This is a genomic window from Catellatospora coxensis (assembly GCF_016862635.1).
Classification (GTDB): domain Bacteria; phylum Actinomycetota; class Actinomycetes; order Mycobacteriales; family Micromonosporaceae; genus Catellatospora; species Catellatospora coxensis.
The window spans coordinates 75,656-95,775 of sequence record NZ_BONI01000032.1; the positions used below are offsets into that span (position 1 = coordinate 75,656).

Annotated in this window: 10 protein-coding genes and 1 pseudogene; 5 read left to right on the plus strand and 6 right to left on the minus strand. The window is 71.6% G+C overall.

What is annotated here, in order from left to right; genetic code table 11:
• Nucleotides 1-156: 156 nt before the first annotated feature.
• The gene (locus Cco03nite_RS19790; protein WP_203693626.1) at nt 157-1,605 is read left to right on the plus strand and encodes a glycoside hydrolase family 3 protein; all 1,449 of its coding nucleotides are present in this window, start codon (nt 157-159) and stop codon (nt 1,603-1,605) included.
• A 225-nt stretch (nt 1,606-1,830) separates the two neighbouring features.
• Here the strand turns inward: Cco03nite_RS19790 and Cco03nite_RS19795 are convergent, their stop codons facing one another.
• Nucleotides 1,831-6,852, minus strand: a complete 5,022-nt coding sequence (locus Cco03nite_RS19795) for an NAD-glutamate dehydrogenase (RefSeq protein WP_203693627.1) — start codon at nt 6,850-6,852, stop codon at nt 1,831-1,833.
• A 201-nt stretch (nt 6,853-7,053) separates the two neighbouring features.
• Between Cco03nite_RS19795 and Cco03nite_RS19800 the strand changes: the two genes are divergently transcribed.
• Nucleotides 7,054-8,982 carry a penicillin-binding transpeptidase domain-containing protein gene (locus Cco03nite_RS19800; protein WP_203693628.1) on the plus strand — a complete coding sequence of 643 codons (1,929 nt, stop codon included), beginning with the start codon at nt 7,054-7,056 and terminating at the stop codon, nt 8,980-8,982.
• A 135-nt stretch (nt 8,983-9,117) separates the two neighbouring features.
• The gene (locus tag Cco03nite_RS19805; RefSeq protein ID WP_203693629.1) at nt 9,118-10,092 is read left to right on the plus strand and encodes a hypothetical protein; all 975 of its coding nucleotides are present in this window, start codon (nt 9,118-9,120) and stop codon (nt 10,090-10,092) included.
• A gap of 106 nt (nt 10,093-10,198) precedes the next feature.
• Here Cco03nite_RS19805 and Cco03nite_RS19810 read toward each other — a convergent pair whose 3' ends face one another.
• The 5 genes and pseudogenes from Cco03nite_RS19810 to icmA form a co-directional block, all read right to left on the minus strand.
• Nucleotides 10,199-10,642 (minus strand): hypothetical protein, encoded by a 444-nt coding sequence (locus Cco03nite_RS19810; protein WP_203693630.1) that lies wholly within the window; start codon nt 10,640-10,642, stop codon nt 10,199-10,201.
• Nucleotides 10,635-10,991: a hypothetical protein gene (locus tag Cco03nite_RS19815; RefSeq protein ID WP_203693631.1), complete on the minus strand. Its 357-nt coding sequence runs from the start codon at nt 10,989-10,991 to the stop codon at nt 10,635-10,637. Before Cco03nite_RS19815 ends, Cco03nite_RS19810 begins: the two co-directional genes overlap by 8 nt.
• 270 nt (nt 10,992-11,261) lie before the next feature.
• A pseudogene (locus Cco03nite_RS19820) lies at nt 11,262-12,155 on the minus strand (arginase family protein); the annotation flags it as partial.
• Nucleotides 12,156-12,245: 90 nt separating this feature from the next.
• Nucleotides 12,246-13,190, minus strand: coding sequence for a tetratricopeptide repeat protein (locus Cco03nite_RS19825; RefSeq protein WP_203693633.1), 945 nt, complete (start codon nt 13,188-13,190; stop codon nt 12,246-12,248).
• Between the two features lie 150 nt (nt 13,191-13,340).
• The gene (gene icmA, locus Cco03nite_RS19830) at nt 13,341-15,014 is read right to left on the minus strand and encodes a coenzyme B12-dependent isobutyryl-CoA mutase large subunit (protein ID WP_203693634.1); all 1,674 of its coding nucleotides are present in this window, start codon (nt 15,012-15,014) and stop codon (nt 13,341-13,343) included.
• A gap of 301 nt (nt 15,015-15,315) precedes the next feature.
• Between icmA and Cco03nite_RS19835 the strand changes: the two genes are divergently transcribed.
• Both Cco03nite_RS19835 and Cco03nite_RS19840 read left to right on the plus strand, forming a co-directional pair.
• Nucleotides 15,316-16,557: a CDP-glycerol glycerophosphotransferase family protein gene (locus tag Cco03nite_RS19835; RefSeq protein ID WP_203693635.1), complete on the plus strand. Its 1,242-nt coding sequence runs from the start codon at nt 15,316-15,318 to the stop codon at nt 16,555-16,557.
• Nucleotides 16,558-16,856: 299 nt separating this feature from the next.
• Entirely contained in the window at nt 16,857-20,081 is a 3,225-nt protein-coding gene (locus tag Cco03nite_RS19840) for a penicillin acylase family protein (RefSeq protein ID WP_203693636.1), read from the plus strand.
• Nucleotides 20,082-20,120: the final 39 nt, after the last annotated feature.

Genomic DNA, 20,120 nt, shown 5'->3' on the forward strand with positions numbered 1-20,120 from the left:
CGCGCTGGCTTTTAGTAAAGTTTCTTATTAGATTGGGTTACCTTAACCGGTACGGCCGTAGCCTACGGCCTACGAGCACAAAACCACTATGGATGGCAAGACCCGACACTCTGGCCGAAGGGCCCACCACCACGTCGGGTCGAAGCGGAGGACACCGTGACCACTGATCCAGGTCTGCGCCGGCTGGCACTGCGCACCATGCTGGCCGCGTTCCAGGGCCACACCGCACCCGAGTGGGCCACCGGCCTGCTCGGCGAGGGCCTGGCCGGCTACACGCTGTTCGGGTTCAACGTGGCCGAGCCGGTGCAGCTCGCCACGCTGACCGGCCAGCTGCGGGCCGCGCGCCGCGACACCCTCATCGCCATCGACGAGGAGGGCGGCGACGTCACCCGCCTGGCCCACCGCACCGGCAGCCCGTACCCGGGCAACGCGGCGCTGGGCGCGATCGGCGACCTCGACCTGACCCGCCGCGTCTACCACTCCATCGGGCGCGAGCTGGCCGACGTCGGCATCAACCTGAACCTGGCGCCGACCGTCGACGTCAACACCGCCACCGACAACCCGGTCATCGGCACCCGGTCGTTCGGCGCGGACCCGGTCCGGGTCGCCGCGCACGCCGCCGCGGCCGTGGTCGGTCTCCAGCAGGCCGGCGTGGCCGCCTGCGCCAAGCACTTCCCCGGGCACGGCGCGACCATCGCCGACTCCCACCTGGAGCTGCCGACCGTCGACGTGACGCCGCAGCTGCTGCGCGACCGCGAGCTGCCCCCGTTCGCGGCCGTCATCGCGGCGGGCACCAAGGCGATCATGACGGCGCACATCCGGGTGCCCGCGATCACCGGCGACGACCCGGCCACGTTCAGCGAGACGCTGCTGGTCGACGTGCTGCGCCGGGAGTACGGCTTCACCGGTTGCGTGGTCACCGACGCGCTGGAGATGCAGGGCGCGGCCCGCGCGGCGGGCGGCATCGGCCCGGCCGCGGTACGGGCCCTGCGGGCCGGGGCCGACCTGCTCTGCCTCGGCGCGGACATCGACCTGGAGATCACCGAGCACGTCGCGTCGGCCATCGCCGGCGCGATCGCCGACGGCACGCTGCCCGTCGCGCGGGTCGAGCAGGCCGTCGCCCGCAACCAGGCCCTCGCGGCGTGGACGCACGGGATCGAGGAGATCGAGCTCAGCCCCCGGCTGGGCTACGACGCGGCGCGGCGCGCGGTCAGCGTCGAGGGCAGCCTGACCGGGTTCGAGCAGCCGTTCGTCGTACAGCTGCGGGCCGGGCACACCATCGCCGAGGGCGCCGTGCCGTGGGGCCTGTCCCCGCACCTCGACGGCACCCCGCAGCTGGCCGTGGCCGCCGACGAGACCAGCGCCGGCGCGCTCATCGACGCCGCCGCCGGACGCCCCATCGTGCTCGTCGGCCGGCACACCCACCGCAACCCCGCCGCCCGGTCCCTGGCCGAGCAGCTGGCCGCGGTGCACCCGCTGGCCGTGGTCGAGATGGGCTGGCCCGCCGGCTGGCGTCCCAACGGTGTGAAGGCCTTCGTCACCACGTACGGCGCGAGCCACGCCAACGGCCGCGCGGCCGCCGAGATCCTGGGCCTCGCCTCGTAACCGCCGTCTCCCCCGAGCACAACGCCGACCCGCCACACCACCGCACGAACCACAAGCGGCCCACCACCGGGCGGCGCCCCGAATTGCATAAACGTTGGCCTATCTCATCGAAAATCTGTGACCCAGATTCGATGAGATAGGCCAACGTCTACGAAAAGGGCGGTCCCGCACGACCGAGCACGCCGATGCGGGCGGCTCGGGTCGCGCGGGACCGTCGTGACGCGGTCAGGCCGCGGCGGTGCGGACCAGGGTGCGGATCTGGCGGAGCAGGACCGACAGCGGGGCGAGGTCGGCTTTGATGCCTTCCAGCTCGCTGATGGATTTGCGGGCCTGGGCGATGGTCGCGGCGTTGCGCTGCTCCCACTGGGTGACGCGGTCCTGGGGGACGCCGGTCGGGGAGGCCGCGAGGACCTCGCCGGTGAGCGCCGCCAGGGCTGCGTAGAGGTCGTAGCGCAGGGCCATGCGGGCCAGGGTCTGCCAGCGGTCGTCCCGGGGGAGCTGGGAGATCTTGGTGAGCAGGTCGTCGACGCGGAAGCGCTCGGAGAGGACGAAGTAGACGCCGGCCACCTCGTCGAGGTCGCGGCCGGTCGCGGACGCGACCTCCACGACGTCGAGCAGGGCGAAGCTGTACAGGGTGCGGGCGCCCCATTCGGCCAGCTCCTGCGGGGCGCCCAGGGCGACGAGTTCGGCCTCGTGCTCGGCGATGCCTTCCCGCTCCGCGCCGAGGAACATCTCCTTCATGCGCGGGGCCAGGGCGGAGACGCCGGGCTTGAGTTTGGCGATCTCGCCGGGCACGTCGAGCGGCGCGCGCCGGTTCTGGATGAGCCAGCGGACCGCGCGGTCCATGAGGCGGCGGGCCTTGAGGTAGACGGCGGTCTGCGCGGCGGTCGGGACGCGGTTGTCGGTGGCTTCGACGGCCGCCCACAGCGCGGGCAGTTCGAAGACCTCCCAGACGATCTCGAAGGCGCGCAGCACGTCCGCGGCGGACGCGCCGGTCTCCTCGACCGTACGGTGCACGAACGTGATGCCGCCCCGGTTGACGGTCTCGTTGACCAGGACCGTGGTGACGATCTCGCGGCGCAGCCGGTGCTCGGCCATCTGCTGGGTCATGCCGTGCAGCGGCGTCGGGAAGTAGTCGGCCATGGTCTGCGCGGTCCACGCGTCGTCGGGGAGATCGGAGTGCACGATCTCCTCCTCCAGCGCGATCTTCACGTACGCCATGAGCACGGCGAACTCGGGCGTGGACAGGCCCTCGCCGTTCTCCGAGCGGGCCACCAGCTCCTCGTCGGTGGGCAGGCCCTCCAGTGCCCGGTCCAGCCGGCCGGAGCGCTCCAGCTCGGTGATGAGGCGGCGGTGCACGGGCAGCAGCGACAGGGTCTGCGCACGGGCGTTGCCCAGTGCCGTGGCCTGGCCGTAGTTGTCCCTCAGCACCAGCGCGGCGACCTCGTCGGTCATGGAGGCCAGCAGCTCGTTGCGGGCGTCGCGGCTCAGCTCGGTGTCCGCGCCCAGCAGGATCTTGATGTTGACCTCGTGGTCGGAGCAGTCCACGCCGGCCGTGTTGTCGATGAAGTCGGTGAAGATCCGGCCGCCCGCGCCCTGCGCGCCCCTGCGGGCGTACTCGATGCGCCCGGCCTGGGTCAGGCCCAGGTTGCCGCCCTCGCCGACGACCCGGCAGCGCAAGTGCCCGCCGTTGACCCGGATCGCGTCGTTGGCCTTGTCACCGACCTCGGCGTGCGACTCGGTGGTGGCCTTGACGTAGGTGCCGATGCCGCCGTTCCAGAGCAGGTCCACCGGGGCCAGCAGGATCGCCTTCATCAGCTCGGCGGGGCTCATCGCGGTGACCGTGTCGGCCAGCCCGAGCGCGGCCCGCACCTGCGGCGTGATCGCGATGGACTTGGCGGTGCGCGGGTGCACCCCGCCGCCCTCGGAGATCAGCGCCGGGTCGTAGTCGGCCCAAGAGCTGCGCGGCAGCGCGAACAAACGGGCCCGCTCGGCGAACGAGGCGGCCGCGTCCGGGTTCGGGTCGAGGAAGATGTGCCGGTGGTCGAACGCGGCGACCAGGCGGATGTGCTCGGACAGCAGCATGCCGTTGCCGAACACGTCGCCGGACATGTCGCCCACGCCGACCACGGTGAAGTCCTCGGTCTGGGTGTCCTGTCCCAGGTCGCGGAAGTGCCGCTTGACCGACTCCCACGCGCCCCGGGCGGTGATGCCCATGCCCTTGTGGTCGTAGCCGGCCGAGCCGCCCGAGGCGAACGCGTCGCCGAGCCAGAACCCGTACGAGGCGGAGATCTCGTTGGCGATGTCGGAGAACGTCGCGGTGCCCTTGTCCGCGGCCACGACCAGGTAGGGGTCGTCGCCGTCGTGGCGCACCACGTCGGCCGGCGGCACGATCTTGCCGGCGTCGAGGTTGTCGGTGATGTCGAGCAGCGCCGAGATGAAGCGCTTGTAACAGGCCACGCCCTCGGCCTGCAGGGCGTCGCGGTCACCGCCGACGGGGGCCTGCTTGAGCACGAAGCCGCCCTTGGCCCCGACCGGCACGATCACCGCGTTCTTGACCATCTGCGCCTTGACCAGGCCCAGCACCTCGGTGCGGAAGTCGTCGCGGCGGTCCGACCAGCGCAGGCCGCCCCGGGCCACCGCGCCGAAGCGCAGGTGCACGCCCTCGAAGCGGGGCGAGTACACGAAGATCTCGAACTTGGGCCGCGGCGCGGGCAGGTCCGGGATCGCCTGCGGGTCGAGCTTGAACGCGATGTAGGACTTGGGCCGCCCGTCGGCCGCCTTCTGGAAGAAGGAGGTGCGCAGGGTGGCCTGCATCAGCGTGAGGAAGTTGCGCAGGATGCGGTCCTGATCCAGGCTCGCCACCGACTCCAGCTGGCGGCCGATCGCCGAGATCAGCTCCTTGGCCTGGCTGCCGCGCTCGGTGTCGCTCAGCTGCAGGTTCGGGTTGAACCGGGTCTCGAACAGCGCCACCAGCATCGCCGCGATCTGCGGGTACGCCGTGAAGGTCGCCTCCATCGACTCCTGCGCGAAGACCGTGCCGGCCTGGCGCAGGTACTTGGCGTACGCCCGCAGCACCACGGCCTGCCGCCAGGTCAGGCCCGCGCGCAGCACCAGCTCGTTGAAGCCGTCGACCTCGGCCTCGCCCCGCCACGCGGCGGCGAAGGCGTTCTCGACGTGCGCGCGCACCTCGGCCAGATCGCGCGCCCCGGAGGGCAGCTGCAGGCCGAAGTCGTACACGAACACGGTCGCGTCGTCGCGGCGCACCTCGTACGGCCGCTCGTCGGTGACCCGCACGCCCAGCGAGTGCAGCACCGGCAGCACGGCCGACAGCAGCATCGGCTCGCCGTGCCGGTAGACCTTGAACCGCACGTCGTTGCCGGGCGTGGTGGCCTCGACCATGCTGCCCGAGCCGGCCGTGTAGCGCCGCCGGAACAGGTGCATCTCCAGCTGGCCGGGCTCGTCCAGCAGTTCCAGCTTGGCCAGGTCCTGCGCGCCCTCGTAGGGCAGGTGCCCGTCCTTGTACGTCTCCGGCAGCGCGTCGACGTACCGTGCGGCCAGCAGCTTGGCCTGCTCGTCGCCGACCTTGCGCTCCAGCACGAGGCGGAAGTCGTCGTCCCAGTTGCGGGTGGCGTCGCCGAGCATCTCGGCGAGCGCGTCGACGTCCACGTCGCCGGGCGGGTCGTTCGGGTCGGTGCGCACGATGAAGTGGATGCGGGCCAGGTTGGACTCACTGACCCGGGTCGTGTAGTCGACGCCGACGCCGTTCAGCTCGCGCAGCAGGATGTCCTGCATGGCCAGCCGGTGCGCGGTGGTGAACCGGTCGCGGGGCAGGTAGATCAGGCACGAGATGAACCGGCCGTAGCCGTCGCGGCGCAGGAACAGCCGCAGCTGGCGGCGCCCGGCCATGCGCAGCACCCCGGTCACGGCCTGGTACAGGTCGTCGGTGCTGATCTGGAACAGCTCGTCGCGCGGGTACGTCTCCAGGATCTCCAGCAGGTCCTTGCCGGAGTGGCTGCGGGCGGACAGGCCGGAGCGGTCCAGCACGTTGTCCACCTTGCGGCGGATCACCGGCAGGTCGCGCACGCTGGTGCGGTACGCCGCCGACGAGAACAGGCCGAGGAAGCGGCGCTCGCCGCACACGTTGCCGTCCGCGTCGAACATCTTGAAGCCGATGTAGTCCAGGTAGGCCGAGCGGTGCACGGTGGACCGCGAGTTGGCCTTGGTGATCACCAGCAGGCGCTTCTCCAGCGCCTTGCGCTGCGCCTCCGGCGTCATCGACTCGAGCGTGCGGGCCGTGGAGGACGTCTCGTCGCGCAGGATGCCCAGGCCCGTGCCGGGCACGGCGCGCATCAGGTCCGTCTCGTTGCCGGCCGCGCCGGCCACGTGGACCAGCTCGTACTCGCGGTAGCCGAGGAAGGTGAAGTGGTGGTCGGCGAGCCAGCGCAGCAGCTCCACCGAGTCGGTGATGTCGCGGTCGGGCACCGGCAGCTCGGCCCCGGAGATCTCGTCGGCCAGCGCCAGCGCCTGGGCCCGCATCCGCGGCCAGTCCTCGACCGCCCGGCGGACGTCGCCCAGCACCCGCTCCAGGTCGGCCCGCAGGTGCGCCAGCTCCGCCTCGTCGCGGATGGCGCCGACCTCGATCCGCATCCAGCTCTCGACCAGGTCGCCGGCGATGGCGTCGTCCGGCTCGACGTCGGCGCAGACCTCGGTCAGGTCGCCCTGCTCGTCGCGGCGCACCACCATCACCGGATGCACCAGCAGCTGCACGTCCTTGCGCGCGGACAGCGCCGCGGTGACCGAGTCGACCAGGAACGGCATGTCGTCGGTGACGATCTCCACGACGGTGTGGCGAGGTTCACCCGACAGGGACAGGCGCAGCTTCAACTCGCCCGGCATGCGTGCGGCGGCCAGCTCGCGGTGGGCCCGGGCGGCTTCGAGCAGGCGGGCGGGAGTCAGGTCGACGAGTTCCTCGTCGGGGGCGAAGCGCCAGTACCGCTGGACCAGCTGGGCCTCGGCCAGCCGGTCGTCGGCCAGGCTCGGAGTGTCCGGGCTGCCCCCGGCGGCCAGCGCGACCGCGGCCGCGATCAGGCGCTCGCCGTTGGGCAGGGGCTCGTCGAGGTCGCCGTCATCCAGGTCGTCCGGATGCGCCTGCGGCATCCCCTCGTTCCGGATGGTGTCACCGCTCGCACCGGCTTCGACCTCGGCAGAAGCGCTGCCGCCGCCGATTCGGCCGCCAGACTCCATGAAAAGCACTCCCCTTCGCCCACCACGCTGTGGGTCGTTGGTGGGACGGGCCGTTGCAGGGGCCGTCCCGTCGTCAACCCCAGCCTAGTCAGCACCCCCGGCCAGGCACGCGTTCGGGGGCCGCCGACATCCGCGTCCACGAGTCCGGTCCCGGACAGCGGTGGTGACACACGACCCGGGTCCTTACGGCAGAATGCCCGCATGGCCCTGCGCTCGAAGGTACGCCGTCCCAAGATTGTGCTCTCCCTGGTGGCGATGTCGCTGCTGTTCCCCGCACTTGCCGCCTGCTCGAAGGACGACGGCCCCGAGCCCATGCTCGACGCGTTCCTCGCCGGCTGGCGCTCGGGGACCTTCGACAAGGTCACCTTCGTCAGCCCGACCGGCCAGGGCGTCGCCGCCGACACGGTCAAGACCGAGTTGCGGGCCCTGGAGGGCGTCTTCCGCGACACTCCCCCGACGCTGACCAAGCAGGCCCCCGCGGTGAACCAGGGCCTGGCGACCACCCAGATCAAGGTCGCCCAGCCGCTGCCGGACAAGACCACCTGGGAGTACACCACCACGGTCCGGATGACCAAGGCCAAGGACACCTGGCAGGTCGTCTGGGAGCCGGCGATCGTGCACGAGAAGCTGACCAAGGGTGACGAGCTGGCCGTGCGCCGGCTCGCCCCGGCCCGGGCCGGGGTCTTCGACGGCAAGGGTGAAGAGATCGTCAAGCCGCGGCCGGTCGTCGTCATCGGCGTCGAGCCGCAGAAGATCACCGACATCGACGCGCTGGTCAAGGACCTGACCCCGATCTTCACCGCGGGGGCGTACGACGTCAGCGCAGATGACCTGGCCAAACTGCCCGCCCGGGTGAAGGACGCCAAGCCCGACGCCCTGGTCGAGATCGTGACACTGCGCCGGGAGGTCTACGAGCCGATCCGCGACCGCCTGCGGGCGCTCATGGACAAGGGTGTCGCGTTCCGCGAGGAGGACCGGCTGCTCTCGCCGACCCGCACCTTCGCGCGGGCGCTGCTCGGCACGGTCGGGCCGGTGACCAAGGAGATCATGGACAGCAAGCCCGGCGCCTACCAGGTGGGCGACCAGGCCGGCCTCGGCGGCATCCAGCGCACCTACGACGACCGGCTGCGCGGCGTCGCGGGCCTGAGCGTGGTCTCCAGCCGCAAGGCCTCCGACGGCACCGTCCAGGACACCCCGCTCTACCAGGTGGAGAAGAAGGACGGCCAGAAGCTCCAGCTCGCCATCGACACGAAGACCCAGATCGCGGCGGAGAAGGCGCTCGCCACGGTCAAGCAGCGCAGCGCGATGGTGGCGATCCGGATCAGCGACGGGCAGCTCGTCGCGGTGGCCAACAGCGGCCCGGACAACCTCGCCCTCACCGCGCAGGTGCCGCCGGGCTCGACCTTCAAGGCCGTGTCCGCGTACGGCCTGCTCGACGCGGGCAAGGTGACCGCGAACCAGATCGTGCCGTGCCCGAAGTTCTTCACCGTCGAGGGCCGCCAGTTCAAGAACTCGAACTTCCTGGAGCTGGGCAACGTCGCGTTCCACACCGACTTCGCCAAGTCCTGCAACACCGCGTTCGCCTCGCTGGCCCCGCAGCTCGGCCCCGACGGCCTGCTCAACGCCGGCACCGCGCTCGGCCTCGGCCAGACCTGGGACCTGGGCGTGCCCGCGTTCACCGGTCGCGTCTCCGCCGGCGGCAACGCCACCGAGCTGGCCGCCGCCACCTTCGGCCAGGGCCAGACCATCGTCAGCCCCGTCGCCATGGCCGGCGCCGCCGCCGCCATCGCCCGCGGCCAGTGGAAGCAGCCCGTCCTGCTGCTCGACCCGGCCGCCGCCAAACCCGCCCCCGACGGCCCCGCCCTCAAGCCCACCACCCTCGACCCGCTCCGCGCCATGATGCGCGAGGTGATCACGGCAGGCACCGCCACCGCCCTCAAGGACACCCCCGGCGGCGCCGTCTACGGCAAGACCGGCACCGCCGAGTACGACAACAACCCCGCGCACACCCACGCCTGGTTCATCGGCTGGCAGGGCGACATAGCCTTCGCCGTCTTCATCGAGAACGGCATCAAACCCAGCGAAACCGCCGTCCCCGTCACCGAATCCTTCCTCCGCAACCTCCGCTGACCAAGATCGCGACGATCTTGCGCGAACGGTGGGTACGACACACTCGTACCGGGCGAAACACCAACCGTTCGTGCAAGATCGTCGGGATCTTCGGGGGTCAGCGGGATACGCGGGTCGCGGTTAGGGTCGCGGGGCATGTGGCCGTTTCGCAAGAAGAGCAGGGTGGCGCCCGAGGAGCCCCCGCCGGAGATCACGATCGACCCGTTCCTCGGTGATCCTGATGCCCGGCGACTGAGCATGCACCTGGGCAACCGTGACTGGCCGGCCGCCCGCAGCATCATCATGAATCCCGATCCGGCGCTGCAGGGGTACTACGTCGGCATCGCCTCGTCGAAGTCCGGGCTGATGGAGTGGATCGACGACGCCGTCAGCGCCGACCCCGACCCGACCCTGCCGCTGCTCGTCAAGGGCCTCGGGGCGATCAACTGGGCCTGGGACGCCCGGGGCAGCGGCACCGCTTCCACCGTCACGGAGGAGGGCTGGAAGCTGTTCCGGCAGCGGCTCGTGGTCTCCGAGAACTGCCTGGACGAGGTCCTCAGCCGGGATCCGCGCAACGTCAGAGCCCTGGCCGGCCTGATCACCCTCGCCAAGGCCCGCTCCAAAGGCCTGGCCGAGATCCAGCGGTGTTTCGACGCGGTGATCGCGGTCGAGCCGGCCGACGAGCGCGCCCACGGGAGGATGCTGCAGGCGGTGTGCGGCAAGTGGTACGGCAGCTCCGAGATGATGTTCCGGTTCGCCCGCGAGCGGGCCGCCGCCCACCCCGGCACGAACCTGGGCGGCCTGATCGCGGAGGCGCACATCGAGGAGTGGCTCTCCCGGAAGAGGGAGGACGAGTACCTGGAGCAGCGCGAGGTCCGCGACGAACTGGTGGCCGCCGCCGAGAACTCGATCTGGCACCCCGCCTACCGCCGCACCCCGTACACCCCGCACGTGTGGAACGCGTTCGCCATGGCGTTCTGCCTGGGCGATCACCACGCCGAGGCCGAGCGGTGCTTCGCCCTGATCGGGGACGACCTCGTCACTCGCGACCCGTGGTACTACCACGGCAAGGCCGGGCGGTCCTTCCTGAAGCTGCGCGACTACACCCGTTACCACCTCGCCAAAGGCTGACCCGATCGGCCCGCTCGCCGCGCCGGGTCCACCGAACCGCGTCAAGCGGTCCGGCGTGACCCGGCGGCAGCGGTCGGCGTCAGGCGACCAGCACGGGCGGGCCGGTTCAGCGGGCGGCGGGCTGCTCCGGGGCGGCGGGCCGCTCCGGGACCGCGACGGGCGCGGGCGACGGCCGGCGCAGCCAGATCAGGCCGAGCACGGGCAGCACGAGCGGCAGGTAGCCGTACCCCTCGCCGAAGCCGGACCACACGGTGGCGTCGGGGAAGTCCTGCGGCTGGAGCACGCTGAGCGTGCCGACGGCGAGCACGCCGATCAGCTCGACGGTGAAGCAGGCCTGCGCCAGGCGGCGGCCGCCCGCGTCGCCGCGCACCAGGCCGACCGTGGCGACGATGTAGAGCACCGCGGCCAGCGCGCTGAGCAGGTACGAGACCGGGGCCTCGCCGAACTTCATGATGATCTGCACGCCCGCGCGGCAGGTCGCGGCGACGGCGAACAGGCCGTACACGAAGACGAGGACGCGGCCCAGGCCGGTGTTGACGGGCCTAGGCACCGAACACCTGGCCGATGCGCAGCACCAGCACGGGCACGATGAGCGCGGCCACGCCGATGATCACGCTGCCGAAGCGGGTGGGCTCCATCCTGCCGACGATCCAGGCGCCCGCGGGCAGCAGGAGCATCGTCAGGGCGTACCCGAGGAAGGTCGTGGTCTCCCGCGGCGAGTGACCACCGATCCAGCTCGCCACCGCCGCACCGACCAGCAGCACCGCGGCGATGCTGACCACGACGGTGCCGATCAGCTGCACGCGGTCCGGGGCGCGGTTGAGCGCGGCTGCCAGCAGCGCGACGGCGGCGAGCAGCAGGGCGACGACGGTCGTCGCGGTGGAGAGCACAGCGGGCATGCGCGCCACAGTATCCGCCGAGGCCGCCCCCACCGCGCGCGCCTCCACCCGGCGTAGCCCACACCACGGTCCCGTCGGCACACCACTCCCGCAGTGATCATGAAGTTATGGCCAGGACACGCCGTCGAGCCGTGCCATAAGTTCATGATCAACGCGGAAACGTCAGGCGGCGGGGCGTTTTTCGGTGGGGGTGGGGGTTGAGGTGCGGGGGGTGCGGGGGGTGGGGACGCGGGGGGTGCGGGTGGGGCGTTTGGGCGGGAGGAGCGGGGCCAGGCCGGTGACCAGGGTGGAGACGAGTTCGGCGGCGTGGCGGCCGTCGGGGTCGTGGTCGGGGTCGAAGACGGTCAGCTCCATGCCGAGGCAGTCGGGGGTGTTGACCAGGCCGGTCAGCAGCAACTCCAGCTCGGTGAGGGCGATGCCGCCGGGTTCGGGGGCGTCGACGGCGGGCATGACCGCGGGGTCGAGCACGTCCACGTCGATGTGCAGCCAGTAGCCGGCGCAGTCGGCCAGCCGCTCGCGGGCCCACTGCGCCGTACGGCGGGCGCCCTCGGCGCGCAGCGCGGTCGACGGGCGGGTGGCGAACCCGGCCGCCTGCAGGTCCAGGCGGTACTCGTCGTGCTCGCGGATGCCGAGCACGACCACGTCCGTGTCGCGGAAGTACGGCCGGCGGCCCTCGATCCCGGCCAGCTCGGTCTGGCCCCGGCCGGTGACCAGGGCGAGGTCCTCGCCCGCGGCCGCGCCGACGTACGGCGCGTTGCCGGGGTGCCGGAAGTCGGAGTGCCCGTCCACGAAGACCAGCCCGATCCGGCCGCCGACCTCCTCGCCGAGCCGCCGCATGGCCAGCGCCGAGCCGAGCAGGATCGAGCAGTCCCCGCCGAGCACCAGCGGGAACTCCCCGCCGTCGACGATCGCCCCGATCCGCTCCGCGAGCCGCACGCTGTACGAGTGGATCTGCAGCGCGTGCGCCACCCCGTCGCCGGGCCGCCAGTCGCCGGGGTCGTACCGGGGCGGGGTGAGGCAGCCGGCGTCGCGCGCGTCGAGCCGGGTCAGCAGCTTCTTGTCCCGTAGCGCGCCCGGCGCCTTGGCACAGCCGGGCACGGAGGTCTCGGTCGGCGGGCGCAGGCCCAGGTTCGACGGCGCGTCGAGAACCGCGATGCGGCGCATACCTCTCCCCCCTGGCCTCATGCACGCTGGTGGGGAAGTTCCCGGCGGCCCACCGTGCGGGGGGCCGTCCGGGACGGGCCACTAGCGGTTCTAGAACAAAGCGCTGGCCAGGGCACGCCGCGCGGCCGCCACCGCGGGGTCGTCCGGGCCGGCGACGGCGAACAGCGACACGAGGTGCTGGCGCACCGTCTCCCGATCGTCACCGTAGACGCGGCGCACCAGATTGACCAGCCGCTGATACGCCTGCTCTGCCTGACCGCCCAGCACCTCGACATCGGCCGCTTTCAGCTGCGCGGCCAGATCGTCGGGCGCGGCGTCGGCGGCGGCCACGGCTGCCTGCGGGTCCACCCCGGCGACCCGCTTGGCCAGCACGACCTGGGCCAGCCCGGCCTCGGCCGCGGCGTCCTTCGGCGAGTCCGACAAGATCTTGCGGTACGCCTTCTCGGCCTCGTCGAGGTCACCCATCATCAGGGCGTCGTCGGCCGCCTCCAGGCGCGGGTCGTCGGGCACGGCCACCTCGACCCCGCCCGCCCGCAGCACCGCGTCCAGCCACTGCCGCAGCTGCGCGGGCGGCACCGGACCGGCGAACGCGTCGATCGGCTGCCCGCCCACGACGGCGTACACCGTCGGCACGCTCTGCACCCGGAACATGGCCGCCAGCCGCGGATCGGCCTGCGCGTTCACCCGCGCGAGCACCCAGCTGCCGCCGTCGGCCGCGTTGAACTGCGCCAGCGCGTCGGCCAGCTGCTCCACCTCGGGATATCCCGGGGCCAGGAACGCCACCACCACGGGTGTGGCCATCGACCGCTGCAGCACCTCGTCCTGCACGTTGGCCTCGGTCACGTCCACCACGTGACCGCCCCCCGCGGGCGCCCCGGGAAAGCCGCCGCCGCCGTTACCGCCGTCACCAGGACCGGCCTGGCTCGCCGCGGGCGCGGCCGGGGTCGCTGCGGCCTGCTGACTGCGCGCAGCCAGCGCGCCGAGATCCACCGCGCCACGCGTGAAGATCGACTGTCCGGGTCGGAGATCGCTCATGGTTACCCAGTCTCCCACGCCCGTAACAATCCCCCCGCAAAGGTCCCGCCCCACCCATAGATCACGACGATCTTGCGTGAACTGTTGCCTTTTTGCCCGGTACGCCCGTGTCGTACCCACAGTTCACGCAAGATCGTCGCCGCGATGGGGTCAGAAGCGGGCGGGCTCGCGGTAGACGCCCCATTCGGCGCGCAAGGCGTCGCAGATTTCGCCGAGGGTGGCTTCGGCGCGGCAGGCGTCGAGCATGGCGGGGACCATGTTGGCGCTTGTGCGGGAGACGTCGATCATCTTTTTGAGGGCTGCGTCGACGGTGGCCTGGTCGCGGTCGGTGCGGCGGGCCTGGAGGAGTTTGACCTGCTCGCGTTCCACCTCGTGGGAGACGCGCATGATCTCGAGGTCCTTGGCGATGGTGCCGGTGTGGCAGTTGACGCCGACGATGCGCTTGTGGCCCTCCTCGAGGGCGCGCTGGTAGATGTAGGCGGAGTCGGCGATCTCGGAGGTGAACCAGCCGTCCTCGATGCCCCTGAGGATGCCGCTGGTGATGGTGCCGTCGGTGCCGCGGTCCTTGATGCGCTGGAAGATGGCCTCGGCCTCGGCCTCGATCTTGTCGGTGAGGGCCTCGACGTACCAGGAGCCACCGAGCGGGTCGGCGACGTTGACGATGCCGGTCTCCTCCATGAGGACCTGCTGGGTCCGCAGGGCGATCTCGGCGGACTCGTCGGTGGGCAGGGCGAGGGTCTCGTCCAGGGCGTTGGTGTGCAGGGAGTTGGTGCCGCCGAGCACGGCCGACAGGGCTTCGACGGCGGTGCGGACCACGTTGTTGACGGGCTGCTGGGCGGTCAGCGAGACGCCGGCGGTCTGCGTGTGGAAGCGCAGCCACTGCGCCTTCTCGCTCGTCGCGCCGTACACGTCACGCATCCAGCGGGCCCAGATGCGGCGGGCGGCGCGGAACTTCGCGATCTCCTCGAAGAAGTCGACGTGCGCGTCGAAGAAGAAGCTCAGGCCGGGGGCGAAGACGTTGACGTCCAGGCCGCGGGACAGGCCCAGCTCGACGTAGCCGAAGCCGTCGGCCAGGGTGTACGCCAGCTCCTGCGCGGCCGTCGCGCCCGCCTCGCGGATGTGGTAGCCCGACACCGACAGCGGCTTGTACTTCGGGATCTCGTGCGCGCAGTACTCCATCAGGTCGCCGATGAGGCGCAGGTGCGGCTCGGGGTCGAACAGCCACTCCTTCTGCGCGATGTACTCCTTGAAGATGTCGGTCTGCAGGGTGCCGTCGAGCTTGCTCAGGTCGGCGCCCTGGCGCTCGGCGGCGACCAGGTACATGCAGAACACCGGCACGGCCGGGCCCGAGATGGTCATCGAGGTGGTGACCTTCTGCAGGTCGATGCCGCCGAACAGCACGTCCATGTCGGCGGCCGAGTCGATGGCCACGCCGCAGTGGCCGACCTCGCCCAGCGAGCGGCCGTCGTCGGAGTCGCGGCCCATCAGGGTCGGCATGTCGAAGGCGACCGACAGGCCGCCGCCGCCCGCGCCGAGGATCAGCTTGTAGCGCTCGTTGGTCTGCACCGCGTTGCCGAAGCCGGCGAACTGGCGGATGGTCCAGGTGCGGCCCCGGTAGCCGGTCGGGTACAGGCCGCGGGTGAACGGGAACTCGCCGGGCCAGCCGATACGCTCGAAGCCCGGGTAGTCGACGCCCTCGGCGGGGCCGTACAGCGGCTCGACCTCGACCCCGCTGAGCGTGGTGAAGTCCGCGTGGCGCTTGTGCGCCTTGTCGTACCGCTGCTGCCAGCGCTCGCGACCGGCGGCGATCTCGTTCGCGTCCACGTTTCCTCCCGGGGTCTGCTACCTGGATCACAGGATTTCGAGCACAGCGTAGCCCGATTGCCTGAACGATCGCTCAGCCAGTCGCTACCCGCCGGTCACATCGCGGCGCTCCCCCGGACCACACGCGCACAGGTCACGGGCCGTTCAGTGGCTGTTTACTTGACCCGTCCCGCCCTGTTATCTTCTGGCCCACCATGGCCGCGGGCCGCCTCTGGCCCGCGCGTCCCGGAGCGGGCGGCCCGAAGGCCCATCGCCCCAGGTGAACGCACACGAGGGGGAGCCTGTGCCGATGCTGCGCCGGATGCGGTCGATCAGCGCCAAGGCCCGCCGCGTGACCCGCCAGCCGAGCCGCGCCCTCAAGTACGCGCTCTACCGCGCGCAGCTGCGCCTGCCGCTGGACGAGCAGCTCGCCGTGTACTCCGCGTACTGGAACGCGGCCTACAGCTGCAACCCGGCCGCGATCTACGAGAAGGCCCGCGAGCTCGCCCCGCACATCCGCGGCGTATGGGTCGTCAAGGCCGACCGGGTGCGGAACATCCCGGCCGGCGTCGACTACGTGGTCGAGGAGTCCCCGGCGTACTTCCGGGCGATGGCCCGCGCCAAGTACTTCATCAGCAACGCGAACTTCCCCGAGTACGTCGTCAAGCGGCCGGGCTCGGTGGTCGTGCTGACCCATCACGGCACCCCGCTCAAGCTCATGGGCCTGGACGGGCTCACCTTCGCCGGGCGCGACGGCACGGGCAGCGCCGAGCTGCGCAAGGTCGTGGCCAAGTGGGACTACAGCATCGCGGCCAACCCCTTCTCCACGCAGGCCTGGAACACCGCCTTCCCGGGACGCTACGAGTCGCTGGAGTACGGCTACCCGCGCAACGACATCCTGGTGAACGCGAAGCCGGAGCACGGCGAGCGGGTGCGGGCCGAGCTGGGCATCGCCCCCGGCCAGCGGGCCGTGCTCTACGCGCCTACGCACCGCGGCGGCAACGCCGGCAAGGCCTCGGTCTACCTCGACGTCGCCGCGCTGGCCGAGTCGCTGGGCCCGGACGCCGTGGTGCTGACCCGCTCGCACTACTTCTACGAGGACCGGCCCTCGGCCGCGGCCGGGGCGGCCCGGGTCATCGACGTGACCAGCCACCCCCGGGTCGAGGACCTGTACCTGGCCGCCGACGTGCTGATCACGGACTACTCGTCGACCATGTTCGACTTCGCGGTGCTGGACCGGCCGATCGCCGTCTACGCGTCGGACTGGTCGTACTACAAGCGCTCGCGCGGCGCGTACTTCGACATCGCCGAGGAGCACCCGGGCGTCTTCGCCACGACCCAGGAGCAGCTGTTCGACCTGTTCGCCTCCGACGCGGTCGACGGCGAGGACGCGCGGCGGCGGCGGGCGGCGTTCCGGGAGCGCTTCTGCGCCCTGGAGGACGGCCGGGCCGCCGAGCGCGTGGTGCGCCGGGTGCTGCTCGGCGAGCAGGTCGACCACCGTCCCGCGGCCGCACCGCGCGTGCCCCGCCAGACCACCCCGGCCGACCAGCCCGCCCTCTCCTGACCCCACCCCGACCGCCGGGCCGCCCGTCAAGATCGCTCGACTTGCCGGGCACCTGTGCGTGTCTTGGGCGCGCTTTCGCCCACCTGCCTGGCAAGTCGAACGATCATCCGGCCGCGCCGGGCGGTCGCACGATCGTGCGCGACTCTTTCATAGTGGTGAATACTTCGTTACCATCCGGTACACGAAATTGCTTCACGTAAGTGCGTCGGCGGCGGACATGTCGCGTCAGGCTGCGCGTGGGCCTGCTGTCCGATGCGGATCAGCGGCCCCGTCCCCGTCCTGCCGAAGGGATCCACCCCATGTCCCGACGCGCCACCGTCCCCCATGCCCGGGTCAAACGCCCCCTCGCCGCCACCTTCGCACTGGTCACGGCCGGTGCGTTCGCGACGTTCGTGCCCGCCGCGGCGCCCGCCGCCGCGGCCGTGCTCGCCCCGAACGACTACTGCCTCGCGGAGTGCTCCGACATCCTGCCGCCCGGCCAGAACGGCAACGCCACCCTCGTCGACATCCTCGGCCACCAGGCGTTCGGCACCCGGCCCGCGCACTCGGCCGACCAGCTCGACCGGTACGCCAACCTCGTCTACAACTACGCCGGGCTCACCGACGAGCAGATCCCGTCGTACTTCAACGACGCCTCCTTCGGCGTGCCCGCCGGGCAGGTCGAGCGCAGCTACTCCCCCCGCTCCGACGTGACCGTGGTGCGCGACAAGGCCACCGGCACGCCGCACGTCACCGGCACCACCCGGGCCGGGACCATGTTCGGGGCCGGTTACGCCGGGGCCGAGGACCGGCTGTTCACCATGGACCTGCTGCGCCACGTCGGCCGCGGCACGCTCACCCCGTTCGCGGGCGGCGCGGCGGGCAACCGCTCGCTGGAGCAGAGCGTGTGGCGCAACGCCCCGTACACCGAGGCCGACCTCCAAGCGCAGGTCAACGCCCTGCAGAACCTCGGCGCCCGGGGCGCGCAGCTCTACACCGACGTGCAGAACTACATCGCGGGCGTGAACGCGTACATCGCCAAGTGCATGGCCGACCGCAACTGCCCCGGCGAGTACGTGCTCACCGGCCACCTCGACGCGATCACGAACGCGGGCGGCCCGGTGCAGTTCACGATGACCGACCTGATCGCCATCGCGGGCGTGGTCGGCGGCCTGTTCGGCGGCGGGGGCGGCGGCGAGATGGAGTCCGCGCTGGTCCGGGTGGCCGCGCGGGCCCGCTACGGCGCGGTCGAGGGCGACGCGGTGTGGAACGCGTTCCGCAGCCGCACCGACCCCGAGGCCGTGCTGACCGTGCACGACGGCACGAGCTTCCCGTACGGCGCGGCCGACGACAACGCCGCCGGAGTCGTGCTGCCGGACGCGGGTTCGGCCGTGGCCGAACCGGTCGTCACCAACCCCACCGGCTCGGCGAACAGCTCCGTCACCGCGCAGTCCGACATCGCCGCGGCCCTGGGCAGCCTCCGGATCGGCAACAAGAGCAAGGGCATGTCCAACGCCGCGGTGATCTCGGCCGCGCATTCGGCGACCGGCCACCCGATCGCCGTGTTCGGGCCGCAGACCGGCTACTTCTCCCCGCAGCTGCTCATGGTGCAGGAGCTGCAGGGCCCCGGCATCAGCGCGCGCGGCGCGGCGTTCGCCGGGCTCAACCTGTATGTGCTGCTCGGCCGCGGGCAGGACTACGCGTGGAGCGCCACCTCGGCGGCCCACGACATCACCGACACGTACTCCCTGCCGCTGTGCACCACCGACGGCAGCACCCCGACGCTGAGCAGCAACAAGTACCTGTACCGGGGTGTCTGCACCGCGATGGAGGAGCTGTCGCACACCAACGCGTGGACGCCGACGACCGCCGACGGCACCGCCGCCGGGTCGTACAAGCTGGTCACGTACCGCACCAAGTTCGGCCTGGTCGCCTGGCGCGGCACCGTCGGCGGCGCGCCGCACGCGTTCACCCGGCTGCGCTCGACCTACCGCCACGAGGCCGACTCCGCGATCGGCTTCCAGATGTTCAACGACCCCGCCGCGATGGGCACCCCCGCCGACTTCAAGACCGCGGCGGGCAACGTCGGCTACTCGTTCAACTGGTTCTACGTGAACTCGACCGACACCGCCTACTTCATGTCCGGCAGCAACCCGCAGCGCGCCGCGGGGCACAACCCCAACCTTCCGGTACGCGGCGACGCGGCGTACGAATGGCTGGGTTACCAGCCCGACACCAACAACGCGACCTGGGCGGCCAACGCCACCCACCCGCAGTCGGTGAACCAGGACTACTACGTCAGCTGGAACAACCGGCAGGCCAAGGACTTCGGCGCGGCCGACGGCGACTTCAGCTTCGGCTCGGTGCACCGCGGCGACCTGCTCGACGCCCCGGTCAAGGCGGCGCTGGCGAGCGGGCACAGGTTCACCCGCGCCTCGCTGACCAGCCTCGTCGAGAACGCCGGGGTCACCGACCTGCGCGGCTGGAAGGTGCTCGACGACCTGCTCCGGGTCATCGAGAGCCAGGCCGTCAGCGATGCCACGCTGGCCGCCGCCGTCGCCAAGCTCAAGGCCTGGCAGCAGGCCGGCGCCCGGCGCGTGGAGACCACCCCCGGCTCCAAGGTGTACGCCCACGCCGACGCGATCCGCATCTTCGACGCCTGGTGGCCGCTGCTGGTGAGCGGCCAGTTCCAGGGCGCGCTCGGCAACGGCCTCTACCAGGCACTGGTCGACGCCATGTCGATCAACGAGTCGCCGTCCGGCGGCCAGAACGGTCCCGGCTCCAGCCTGCCCGGCTCGCTCAACTCGGCCCAGGCCCACAAGGGCTCCTCCTTCCAGCACGGCTGGTGGGGGTACGTCGAGAAGGACGTCCGGACCGTGCTCGGCGACCCGGTCGCGGGCGGGCTCGGCCGCACGTACTGCGGCAACGGGGTGCTCAGCGCCTGCCGCACCGTGCTGCTGTCGACGCTCGGCACCGCGAACGGGCAGGCCGCGAGCGCGGTCTACCCCGGTGACGAGCACTGCGCGGCCGGGGACCAGTGGTGCGCCGACGCGATCCTGCAGTCGGCGCTCGGCGGCATCACCGCGCCGCTGACCGCCTGGCAGAACCGGCCCACGTACCAGCAGGTGGTGTCGTTCCCGGCCAAGCGGGGTCAGGACATCACCAACCTGGCCCAGGGCCGCCCGGTCTCGGCCAACGGCAGCCAGCTGTTCTACCCCGTCGGCAACGCCGTCGACGGCAACCCGACCACGCGCTGGAGCAGCAGCTACGCCGACAGCCGGCAGATCACCGTCGACCTGGGCAGCGTACGCAGCGTCGGCCGGACGATCCTGCGCTGGGAGGCGGCGTACGGGCGCTCGTACCGCATCGACGTCTCCACCGACGGCAGCACCTGGACCACCGCCTGGTCCACCACCACCGGCAACGGCTCCGTCGACAACAACACCTTCACCCCCGTCAACGCCCGCTACATCCGCATGCAGGGCATCCAACGCGCCACCACCTACGGCTACTCCCTCTGGGAATTCGAGGTCTACAGCCACTGACCCGCCCCACCTCCTGCGACAACTCTTGAAGACTTGCGG

Bases quoted from the DNA above. Each gene is read 5' to 3' on its own strand.
- Cco03nite_RS19795 (WP_203693627.1), bottom strand. From the start codon at position 6,852: ATGGAGTCTGGCGGCCGAATCGGCGGCGGCAGCGCTTCTGCCGAGGTC.
- Cco03nite_RS19800 (WP_203693628.1), top strand. From the start codon at position 7,054: ATGGCCCTGCGCTCGAAGGTACGCCGTCCCAAGATTGTGCTCTCCCTG.
- Cco03nite_RS19805 (WP_203693629.1), top strand. From the start codon at position 9,118: ATGTGGCCGTTTCGCAAGAAGAGCAGGGTGGCGCCCGAGGAGCCCCCG.
- Cco03nite_RS19815 (WP_203693631.1), bottom strand. From the start codon at position 10,991: ATGCCCGCTGTGCTCTCCACCGCGACGACCGTCGTCGCCCTGCTGCTC.
- Cco03nite_RS19825 (WP_203693633.1), bottom strand. From the start codon at position 13,190: ATGAGCGATCTCCGACCCGGACAGTCGATCTTCACGCGTGGCGCGGTG.
- Cco03nite_RS19835 (WP_203693635.1), top strand. From the start codon at position 15,316: ATGCGGTCGATCAGCGCCAAGGCCCGCCGCGTGACCCGCCAGCCGAGC.
- Cco03nite_RS19840 (WP_203693636.1), top strand. From the start codon at position 16,857: ATGTCCCGACGCGCCACCGTCCCCCATGCCCGGGTCAAACGCCCCCTC.